Source organism: Rhodococcus sp. O3 (assembly GCF_048897285.1).
In the GTDB taxonomy this organism is placed as follows: domain Bacteria; phylum Actinomycetota; class Actinomycetes; order Mycobacteriales; family Mycobacteriaceae; genus Rhodococcus.
Window position 1 is genome coordinate 40411 of record NZ_JBMBTE010000032.1, and the last position, 10504, is coordinate 50914.

9 protein-coding genes are annotated in these 10504 nt (G+C 68.3%); 5 read left to right on the plus strand and 4 right to left on the minus strand.

The features are described from left to right. Positions 1-70: 70 nt before the first annotated feature. Entirely contained in the window at positions 71-247 is a 177-nt protein-coding gene (locus ACN675_RS11920) for a hypothetical protein (protein ID WP_420751064.1), read from the minus strand. Positions 248-630: 383 nt separating this feature from the next. Between ACN675_RS11920 and ACN675_RS11925 the strand changes: the two genes are divergently transcribed. Next, the gene (locus ACN675_RS11925) at positions 631-1563 is read left to right on the plus strand and encodes a ScbA/BarX family gamma-butyrolactone biosynthesis protein (RefSeq protein WP_420751065.1); all 933 of its coding nucleotides are present in this window, start codon (positions 631-633) and stop codon (positions 1561-1563) included. A 14-nt stretch (positions 1564-1577) separates the two neighbouring features. On the opposite strand, the gene ACN675_RS11930 is transcribed toward ACN675_RS11925, so the two are convergent. Then, positions 1578-2219, minus strand: a complete 642-nt coding sequence (locus ACN675_RS11930; protein WP_420751066.1) for a ScbR family autoregulator-binding transcription factor — start codon at positions 2217-2219, stop codon at positions 1578-1580. A 129-nt stretch (positions 2220-2348) separates the two neighbouring features. Here ACN675_RS11930 and ACN675_RS11935 point away from each other — a divergent pair, with 129 nt between their 5' ends. Then, positions 2349-3227, plus strand: a complete 879-nt coding sequence (locus tag ACN675_RS11935; RefSeq protein WP_420751075.1) for an NAD-dependent epimerase/dehydratase family protein — start codon at positions 2349-2351, stop codon at positions 3225-3227. Between the two features lie 80 nt (positions 3228-3307). Here the strand turns inward: ACN675_RS11935 and ACN675_RS11940 are convergent, their stop codons facing one another. Further along, positions 3308-4840 carry a sugar transferase gene (locus ACN675_RS11940; RefSeq protein ID WP_420751067.1) on the minus strand — a complete coding sequence of 511 codons (1533 nt, stop codon included), beginning with the start codon at positions 4838-4840 and terminating at the stop codon, positions 3308-3310. Positions 4841-5513: 673 nt separating this feature from the next. Then, positions 5514-6608 (minus strand): glycosyltransferase, encoded by a 1095-nt coding sequence (locus ACN675_RS11945; RefSeq protein ID WP_420751068.1) that lies wholly within the window; start codon positions 6606-6608, stop codon positions 5514-5516. A gap of 191 nt (positions 6609-6799) precedes the next feature. Between ACN675_RS11945 and ACN675_RS11950 the strand changes: the two genes are divergently transcribed. From ACN675_RS11950 to ACN675_RS11960, 3 genes are all read left to right on the plus strand, one after another. Beyond that, positions 6800-8524 (plus strand): alpha/beta hydrolase, encoded by a 1725-nt coding sequence (locus ACN675_RS11950; protein WP_420751069.1) that lies wholly within the window; start codon positions 6800-6802, stop codon positions 8522-8524. Beyond that, complete coding sequence (locus ACN675_RS11955) at positions 8521-9912, plus strand: O-antigen ligase domain-containing protein (protein ID WP_420751070.1); 1392 nt, start codon at positions 8521-8523, stop codon at positions 9910-9912. Before ACN675_RS11950 ends, ACN675_RS11955 begins: the two co-directional genes overlap by 4 nt. Then, a partial coding sequence (locus ACN675_RS11960; protein WP_420751071.1) for a glycosyltransferase occupies positions 9801-10504 on the plus strand: 704 nt, incomplete at its 3' end. The genes ACN675_RS11955 and ACN675_RS11960, both read left to right, overlap by 112 nt.

Genomic DNA, 10504 nt, shown 5'->3' on the forward strand with positions numbered 1-10504 from the left:
TTACGGCACAGCCCCGCCAGGCTCCTCCCCTTTGCCGGCGGGGCTTACCCGTCTTCCGGTACCGCCGTGCTCACACGACGCCGAGCGCACTCAGCACGAATGCAACCATCCAGTCGAAGATCTCCTGGGGCCCAATGACACTCGACCCGGTGGGCGGCACCCGAGGAGACTCCTCGGCCGCATGAGCGGGAGCCGCCGCCGCGGTAGCAGCAGCGAGGACGACCGCGGAGACCACCGCGGTTCTCATTCGACCAGATGCCACTTCGACCTCCGTTACATCCACTTTCGTTGTCGCCAGGGCCCGTTCGACGCACCGCAGTCTGCGCCGACCGGGATTACCCCTCGCAAGCCCGGTCGGCGCAGTCCGCGAGCGGCGAGAGCGACTCGACCGGCTCGTTGATCGATCCGGTCGAGAGGTCCCGCCACCCGGTCCCCGACTGGAAACTACCGTAGCACGAAACCGGTCAAACGGTTTTTTACTATCGCGTGACTTTTTTCGTCATCTTTCGGGCTTTTCGGACACCACGGGGGTCGGCGAGCCGTAACGCCCCTGTTCGGCGGGCTGTTCTATAGTCGCCGCCGAGCGGCTTCGAAGATTCGTTCACACGGACAGGCAAGGAGGCCCACACGATGGCCGGGGGTACGCATGGGGGCGAGGCACGTCCTGTTCTGAGCTTCGAGTCGACAGTGCCGCGCCGCTTCGTGCATCGCCGGGCAGTCGCGGAAGTCTTCCTCACCGACTGCGTGGCCACGGACACGGTCGATCACTTCACCCTCGGTGCGCAATGGCCACGATCGCACAGCTTCTATCGATCACACAACGGCCGCTACGACACGATGCTGATGGTCGAGACGCTGCGCCAGGCGACGATCTACTTGGCGCACACCAGGTATCGAGTACCCCTGGGCCACCCGTTCGTGATGCACACCCTGCGTGTGGACGCCACACCGCACGCCCTGGCGATCGACGACCGGCCGGCCGAGGTGACGATCGAGGCACAGGTCGGCGACCATTTCTACCGGGGCAACATGCTCGCGCGCTTCTCGGTCGTCTACGTCTGCCGCATCGGCGACACCGAGATCGGGCGCGGTTTCGGCACCGCGAGTGTATTCACTCCCGCTGCGTACGCCCAACTTCGTTGGGGCGGTTCGGGTCCCCGAATCATCGGCACGCCGGTCTGCCCCGAACCGATGGCAGGCAAGATGGTCGGTCAGTTCCGTTCGGAGGACGTGGTCCTCGGAACGGAGCACGGCCCGAACCGGTGGACATTGCGGGTGGACGACGAGCATCCGGTCCTGTTCGACCACCCGAGCGATCACGTTCCCGGCATGCTCGTTCTCGAAGCTTTCCGGCAGGGGGCTCGCGCGGCACTCGCCATGCCGCACGCGGACATCGAGTCCGTCGAGGTCACGTACCACAGATTCGCCGAGAACGACGCGAATGCCACGGTGTCCGCCGAGCCCGACCCGGATGCCCCTTGCACAGTTGGCATTTCGGTCGAGCAGTGGGGGCAGCACATCGCCAGCGGCCGGGTCCGCCTCCTATCGGACGGTTTCCTGTGACGACACGATCGGCGTCACGACGCGACTGCGGACCACCGTGCGCTGCGGATCGTCGCGATCTTCCAGTGCCGGTCGGCCGGCATGAGTCCCGGCAACATCAGCGACCACATCTCGTCCAGCCGCTGCTCGAGGTCCTCTCGCCCGGTCAGGACGTTCGAGACCAGCTGCACTCCGGTGAACGCGCCGATTCCGAAACGTGCGAGAACGTCCGGCTCGATGGTATCGAGGAGGTCACCTTCGGCGCGGGCGCGCTCGGAAAGTCCCTCGTACGCTCTGATCCAGCCGAGATACGGTTCGGCGGGTCCGGCGACCACACTCAGTTCCAGGGTCAGCCGGATACCGGCTCGCACGATAGGGTCGTGCACCATCTGATGGCCGAATTCGTAGCTGAGCATGACCATCTGCTCGAGGGCGGAACTACCGGTTGCAGCGATCGCGTCGACGGAGGCGATGGAGATGCGGTGCTGTTCTCCGATGATGGCCTGCGCCAGCTCTTCTTTCGACTTGAAGTGGAAGTAGAGGGCGCCCTTGGTGGTGCCGGCGATCTCGACGATTGTGCCCAGCGTCGATCCTTCGAAGCCTTTCTGCTCGAAAGCCTTTGCCGCGCCCATCAGGATCTGTTGTCTGGTTGCCTTCGCCCGAGCCTGCCTGACCACGTTCGCTCTGCCCCTAACCGACAAGTGAGATGAATAGTGACGGAATTTGCTGACAACCCCGCTTCCGACCGGTCACAGAACACCATAGCCCGATCCGTCTCCCCCGGATCGGTACCGCCTGCGCCGCGAATCGTACTCTTCGGCGCGACCGGATTCATCGGAAGCGCAGTGCTCGAGGCCCTGACCAGTGCGGGGGCAGACTTTACCGCAGTGGCACGGCGGCCGGACGCGGTTGCCGAGTCGGCTCCGCGTGTCGTCGCGGCGGATCTCACCGATCCGGCGAGCCTGCCGGGCGCGTTGAGCAGCGCGGATGTGGTGGTGCATGCCGTCTCGTACACCGGTGGCGACCCGGAACAGGCCGACGCGGTCAACCGGATCGGCACCGAACACCTGGTCGCGGCAGCTCGAGAACGCGGCGTGCCGCTGATCTATGTCAGCACGGTGGGCGTGTACGGATCCGGACCGCACCGCGGGATCGTCGAGGGCACTCTGGACCCGAACCCGGTATCCGTCCTCAGCATCAGCCGGTTCGCTGCCGAGAAGGCCGTGCTCGACTACGGGGGGACGGTGGTCCGGGTCGGTTTCGTGTACGGACCCGGCGACCGCTGGTTCGCTCCCGGCCTGGCGTACATCCTCGCCCGTCTGGGTGCGTGGGTCGACGAGGGCCGGTCGGTGCTCTCGCTCATCGGCGTCGGAGACCTCGGCCGGCTGCTCGCGGCGCTCGCGCGGCAGGCACCGCCGCTTCGGCCGGGCGGCACCGTGCTGCACGCGGCGTATCCCGAGCCGCGGACGGTACGGGAGATCGCGGCCGAACTCGCGGCCGGTGGCGCGTTTCCCCTACCGGAGACGAGTCTGACGTTCGACGAGGCCGTCGCCCGCGCGCCCGAACTCGGACTGTCCGAACGCAACATCGATCTGGCCGGGCACGACCACCACTACGACTCGGCTCGCATCTGGGAGACGACCGGGCTGCCCGTTCCGGCCGCGCGTCCCCGGCTGAGCTTCTGAAGGTCCCGGTCCGGGCCGGACTACCGAAGGACGCGGTCCCGGTCGGCCCCCGGTCGGCCGGGACCGCTCTCCGACACCGATCAGTACGCGCCGTCGCTGGCGACGACCGCCTTGACGGTCTTCGCCACGATCAGCAGATCCTGCACCATCGACCAGTTCGACACGTAGAACAGATCGAGGCGAATCCGGTCGGCCTCGGACAGGTCGGATCGTCCCGAGACCTGCCACAACCCGGTGATGCCGGGGCGGACGAGCATCCGGCGTTCGACGAAGCCCGGCACGTCGCCGCCCTCGCCGGGTGTCAGTGGGCGGGGACCGACCATGCTCATCTCGCGCTGGAGGACGTTGAACAGCTGCGGCAGCTCGTCGAGGCTGGTACGGCGGATGAAGCGTCCGACACGGGTGATCCTGGGATCGGCCGAGGACTTGAAGAAGGTCGCGTCGTCCTGGCCGGCGCCCGCGCGGATCTCGTCCTGCAGACGGTCCGCGCCGACCACCATCGAACGGAACTTCCACATCCCGAACATCTCTCCGTTCAGGCCCACTCGCTGCTGGCGGTAGAAGACGGGACCGCCGTCGCCGAGTTTGATCGCCAGCGCCACGGCCAGCATGACCGGTGAGAACACGAGGAGCGCGATCGTCGCGGATACGAGGTCGAACACCGTCTTCGCAGCCCGATTGGAACCACGGAACTGCGGTTCCTCGACGTGCATCAGGGGAAGACCGCCGACAGGCTTGATCGCCAGTCGAGGCGCGGCGACGTCCATCACCGCCGGCGCGACCGCAAGGTCGACGCCGTAGGGCTCGAGTTCCCACGCGAGATCGCCGAGGTCGGCGCTGCCCCACTGGCCGCTCGCCGCGACCGCGACGGTGTCCGCACCGGTCAGCTTGACCGCGCGGAGAACCTCGGTTTCGTCGCCGAGCAGCGGGATCTCGCGGCCACCGATGATGACCGTCTGGCCGTGCTCTCCGGAGTAGCCGGGAGTGCACACACCGACGACGCGATAGCCGGCGTCGGCGTCTCGATCGAAGGACTCCACCATGGCCTGCGCGGCGCGCTCGCAACCGACCACCAGGACCGAGCTCTGGAACCGGCCGCGCTCGCGCAGCCGCTCGAGGTGCTGCCGCCACCACCAACGCGAGATCAGCAGTCCGAACAGGCCCACGGGCAGGGCGACCGCGAGATATGCACGTACCACGTCGAGTTCGACGAGGAGCGCCAGGATTGCGAGACCGCCGAAGAACTGCATCGTGGCATAGGTGACGAGGCGGTACTCCTCGAGGCCACTCCCGGTCACGTTGGGGTCACGGGTTCGACGGAACGACAGGGTGAGAAGCCAGATCGCCGCGAGCGCAACCGACAGGGCGGTCTCGTCGAGCGCTTCGGACGCCGTGAACGACATCCGAAGGTCCGGGTTCCCGAATCGAATCCATTGCGCCAGTGCGACCGCCGCGATGACGACGCCGACATCGGACAGTCGCAGCCATCTCGCGTAGGCCACCTTCCACTGACGCCGGTTGCTTCGCCAGCCGGGGTCCGACGCCTCCGCGGTCGATCGGATCGAGATCCGATCCGTCAGCTCACCGGGACCGGTGCCATTCGTAACGTCCATCTTCGGCTATTCCCTCACGTACTCCCCTTCAGGCCCCCGACGCGATCGAACAGAACAGTTGCCGCACCCCTCGGTGTGACGGGCGATCGCTCTTCCGAGCCACCGCGGCACGAATGCTTGCACGCTGGAGTGCACGAAAACCCGTACAGTGCAGGAGATCACACGCTCTCGCTGCCGATCACCCGGGTTTTCACCCCATGTCCCCACACCGGACGCCCATCCACTCCCCGCAGGCCCGGGTGAAATTCACCCTCGAATCACCCTTGACACCTCACGTTTTCGACCGCCGATTCGAGGACGGCACGCGAGGGCGGACGTCGAACTACGACGCGACGGTGAATCGAGCTCGTGCGATGCGGGTCGCCGGAGATACAGGACGACCATGCGAGAACTAGGTGTGGTGTCGAAATTCCTTGCGTGCCAGCGGTACCGGGATCATCCGAGCTCGAGCGTCAACACTCGAGCCGGACGCTCCCGATACCCCGGCCGCCATCCCCCAGGTCCACGGGTGTGCGTGCGATCCACCAGAAGAGGAGAACCTGCACAAATCCGCACCCCCGGACTCACCCCATCACCAATGGTGACGAAGCTACCCCACCAACTGTGTGCAATCAAGGTGCAAAAACACCGGCAATCGTGACCCACGTCACTGGCGATTCGGTGGGTTCCGTCGTCAGTTTCCGACCCATGCAACGATTTCGGCGCGGAACCGTTCCGACGAGAGATCCGCGGTCGAACCGGCCGACGGACGCGGAACCCGATCGATCTCCGGAATGCAGTCGGCAACCGCCTCCCAGCGGTCCTCGCGGAAGCACAAGCCGTCGACACCTTCGGTCAACCACTCCGACGCACCCCCGAGGCTGTTCACGATCACACGGGCGCCGGCCGCGCGGGCCTCGACCGGCATGATCCCGAAATCCTCGATCGCCGGAAAGACGTACACGAGCGCCCGTTGATACAGGGTGTACAGCAACGCATCCGACGGGCGGCGCAGCACCCGCACCGGAACCCGCGCCGATTCGGCGAGCTCGCGCAGCCGCGCCTCCTCCGGCCCCGAGCCGGCGATCACCGCGGGCAGCCCGGCCCGCTCCGCAGCCCGGATCACCCAATCCAGTCGCTTGTACGGAACGAACCGGGACGCGCCGAGGACGAACGAGTCCGGCAGGCTCGCCACCAGCGCCGATTCGTCGTCGTCCAGTTCCGTACGCCAATCCGCGACGGCGGTGATCCGGCGCGTGTCCACCGGCGGGAACACGACCCGCGCGTCCACGTCCCACGCCTTCTCGATACGTCGACGCACGAAGTCGCTGTTCGCCGCGAAACGCGCCCCCTCGCGTGCGCGGCGTCGATCGATCCCGCGCAGGACCGGCGATGCCAGCCGCGCCGCGGGTGACGTGCCGCGTTCGTCGAGTTCGGGGGTCCACAGGTAGCGCGCCGGTGTGTGAACGTAGACGTACTTGCGGAATTCGGCGGGCGGCGTGCGGAACGAGACGTGGTGCGCGAAACAGTGCGAGCTGACCAGGGCGAAGTCGTAGTCGCCCGGACGGTCGCGCCACACGAACGGCATGGCCGGCAGCGCCAGGGCCTTGCTGCGTCGCAGCGGGGTGCGCGCGAGTCCGCTCTCGACGACGGTGCGGCCCGGGTATCGGCCGGCGTTGTCCCACAGGCACAGCACGTCCGCGTCGGGGAAGCAGCGAACGAACTCGTCCAGAACCTTCTCCGAACCGCCGTCGCGCTCGATCCATTCGTGTACCAGAACTCCAGGCATGACAAATCCCTCCGGGGCCGACGACGCGGCCACGGCCGGATACCTTAGGCCGCGACGACCCGATCCGGTAACGCCGGACGTCCCGAGCCCGATCGAATACATCGTGAGATCAACGGAATTCGACCCGACGCCACGGTCGGACACGGAGATTTCACCCCCAGAATCACCCCCGGATGACTTGGAGAATCACCATGGGCGTGCAATACCCGACCTGGTTCGGTCCGGACGATCTGCCTCTGCTGGGGATCGTCCACGTTCCGGACTCGGGCCGTGCACGTGCCGCGGTGGTGTTGTGCCCACCGCTCGGGAAGGAACACGTCGACACCTACCGCGGGATCAAGGCCCTCGCCGAGTCCCTCGCCGATCGGGGTCTGCTCGCGGTGCGGTTCGACTACGCCGGAGCCGGTGACTCGGCGGGTGCACAGGACGACCCGGACGCGGTCGCCGGGTGGCTGCGCAGTGTCGTCGAAGCGGTCGGGCTGGCCCGCGCCACCGGTGTCTCGTCGATCTGCCTCGCCGGGTTGCGGTCCGGGGCGCTGATCGCCGCCGCAGCAGCTGCGACGGAGGCGATCGATTCGATGGTGCTGTGGGACCCGATTCTGTCCGGCCGCAACTACCTGCGTGAGCAGCGCGCCCAGTACACGTTGAGCATCGGCGCGGACGATCCGTCCGATCCGCGGGTGTCGATCCTCGGTGGGGTTCTCGACCCGGCTGCCGTGTCCGCGCTCGGCGCACTGACGATCGACCCGGCGCGCCTATCCGGCGTCCGCACGCTGCTGGCGGTGCGCACCGCCGTGGCCGACACTCCGGCCGTGCGCACGCTCGCCGACGCCCTCGACGGTGACGAGATCACCCTCGTCGACCACGAGGCGTTCACCAACCCCGCCAGCTTCCATGTCGCCCTGCCCACCGGACACATCCGTGAGATCGCGGACTGGATCGCCGAGGGTGCCCCCGCCACCGGCACCGAGGTCCGGTTGGAGGTGCGCGACCGGGCGCGGGTCGCGTCGACCGCCGACGGCCGGCCTGTCGTCGAAACCCTCGAGGAATTTGGGCCGAACGGACTCTTCGCGATCCGCACGCACGCTGCTGCCGGTGGAGACGGGGCGACGCATCCCACCCTCCTGTTCCACGCGACCGCGTACGAGCACCGCGTCGGACCGGGCAGGCTGTGGGTCGAGATCGCGCGCTCGCTCGCAGCGGACGGGGTGTCCTCGGTGCGGTACGACCGGCGCGGCACCGGCAACACCGGCGTCGTCGACCCCGACAATCCGGTGGCCCTGTACTCCGACGGCTCGGACCGGGATGCCCGCGACGCCGCCGACGCGGCGGTCGCGGACCCGCGCGATCTGGTGATGACCGGGTTGTGTTCCGGCGCCTGGTATTCCGCGGCCGTCGCGTTGCGGGTGCGGCCGCGCGCGGTGATCCTCACCGACCTCATCCTGTGGTCGGTGTATCGCCGGCGGTCGTTGCGCGAACAACTGGCTCCGGGGATGCCCGCGGGCGATCAAGCCGGTGGCGACCTGTCGGCGCGGGCTCGGATCAAGGCACTGCTGCAGCGGCACCTGCCGTATCCGGCGTGGCGGCTGCTCGGCCGGTTCGGCGTCACGCAGGTCCCGGAGGTGCTGCTCGAGGCGCTGCGCAAGGCGGGGGTTCCGACCACCGTGATCCTGTCCGCCGAGGACCACGCGTGGTTCGTCGGCCAGCGCGGCGAGGAAGGGCTGCGGCGGCTGCGGCGTCGCGGCGGTGATCCGGAGATCCACGCCGTCGGGTTCGGCGACCATCCCGCGCTCCACCGCGACCTGCGCGAGCGGATCCGGACGGTGACCACCGAGACGGTGCTGCGCCGATTCGGGATCTCCGTGGAGACCGAACGCACCGTGGACACCGAACACACCGCGGAGGTCCTCCGGTGATCGGTCTGCTTGCCGTCGGGATCCCCGCCGCGGCAGTGCTGTTCGCGCTGCTGTACCGGCGGCCGCAGAACGGGCTGTTGCTCGTCGCTGCGCTGACCCCGCTGCACGGCCTGCTGACGATCCTGCCCGGTGGACCGTCCCTGACCGGCTGGAAGGAGGGTGTGCTGGTCCTGACGTTGCTCGCCACGTTCGTCACCCCGAACCGCGACCGGACGATGCCGCCGTCGATGCCGTGGTGGCCCGCCGCGGTCGCGTGGGTGGCGATCGGAACACTGTCGGCGCTGCTCATGTCCGGTCCGGCCGCCGTCACCGCACTGAAGATCACCTACTTCTACCTGATCATCCCGATCATCCTGTGGCGCACACCTTTCGACGCCCGCGACCGCGACCGGCTCGTCACGATCCTGATGGGCACGACCGCGTTCGGCGCGGTCGTCGGCCTCGCGCAGCAGGTCCTCGGGGCGGACCGGTTGGTCGCGCTCGGCTACTCGTACGACGAGCACATCCGCACGACCGGTGGAATCCTGCGCAGTTTCGGCACGTTCACCGGACCGTTCGCGTTGGGGCTGTTCGTGATGATCGGTCTCATCGTGGGCGGTGCGGTCGCGCTCGCGGATCCGGGGCGGCTGCGTAACACCCTCTTCCTGTGCGCGACGCCGGTGATGTTGCTCGGCATGGGTGTGACGATCGTGCGCGCCTCGTACATCGGGCTGGCGGCGGCGCTGCTGTGGCTGGCGATTCATCGCCACCGGGCGCTGTTGGTGCTCTTCGGTGCCGGTGCCGTCGCGCTTCCGGTCGCGCTGCTGTTCGTGCCGGGTTCGGTGACGTCCGCGTTGTTCTCGTCGTCGAGTCTGGGTGAGCGCGGTGACGGCTGGGCAGACACCGTCTCGTCGTTGTTCGTGCATCCCTTCGGGCAGGGCCTGGGTGCCACCGGGGCCGCCGCGGACAAGGCCGCCGAGCTCGCCGATCCGCTGTATTCGACGCTGTCGCTCGACGCGGCGATCGCGCTCGGCCGGATCCCGTACCAGCCGGACAACTACTACATGAAGCTCATGGTCGAACTCGGGCCGATCGGGCTGTGGATCTTCGGCCTCCTGCTGGTGTCCGCGGCGGTGTCGACGCTGCGGGCATCGCGACTGTTGCACGGTCAGGACTCGGCGCTGGCACTGGGCGTCAGCGCGTCGGTGATCGCCGCCGCGGTGGCGTCGACCGTGTCGACCTATTTCGAAATCTTCCCGCTGGACGTCTACTTCTGGCTACTTCTAGGGACTGTCGGATGCGCTCTCACACAACAACTCTCGTCTCGATCGGAACCCGGATCGGATTCGGGGCCCTCGCGCTGCGCCCCGGCGGCAGCGGGGTCCAGACATACGCTCGCGAGCTCCTGAACGCACTCGCTCCGAAGCTCGGGTCGGCGAGCCTGCGGGCGGTGGTGCAGAGCGATGCCCGCGCCGAACTGCCCGGGCGGGTCACGCCCGTCGAACGCCCGGTGTGCGACGGGGCGCAGCGTGTCGCCTGGGGACTGGTCCCGCTGCGCGACGTCGATGTCTTCCACGCGCTCGACGTCGATCTGCCGCTCGCCCAGCGCGGCCCCACCGTGTCGACGTTCCACGACCTGTCGGTCTTCGACGTGCCGTGGGCGTTCGGCCGCGGACGCGCCGCCGGGGAGCGGCGTCTGCTGCGCCGGGCGATGCGTCGCGCCGACGTCCTCGTCGCCGTCTCCGAGTTCACCGCGGACCGGTTGCGCGCCCACTGCGGACGGGACGCCCACGTCACTCCCCTCGCGCCCGCGCCCTGGGCGGTCCCGCCCGGTGCTGCGGAGGTCGCCGAGGTCCGCACGCGGTTCGGGCTGCCCGAGCGGTTCGTGCTGCAGGTCGGCACCGTCGAACCTCGCAAGGACGTCGCGCTGGTCGCCGCCGCGTGCCGACGACTCGACGTTCCCTTCGTGCTCGCCGGTTCCGGATCGACCGGGCCCGGCAA

Coding starts and splice junctions, on each gene's coding strand:
- ACN675_RS11920 (WP_420751064.1), bottom strand. CDS start 247: ATGAGAACCGCGGTGGTCTCCGCGGTCGTCCTCGCTGCTGCTACCGCG.
- ACN675_RS11925 (WP_420751065.1), top strand. CDS start 631: ATGGCCGGGGGTACGCATGGGGGCGAGGCACGTCCTGTTCTGAGCTTC.
- ACN675_RS11940 (WP_420751067.1), bottom strand. CDS start 4,840: ATGGACGTTACGAATGGCACCGGTCCCGGTGAGCTGACGGATCGGATC.
- ACN675_RS11945 (WP_420751068.1), bottom strand. CDS start 6,608: ATGCCTGGAGTTCTGGTACACGAATGGATCGAGCGCGACGGCGGTTCG.
- ACN675_RS11950 (WP_420751069.1), top strand. CDS start 6,800: ATGGGCGTGCAATACCCGACCTGGTTCGGTCCGGACGATCTGCCTCTG.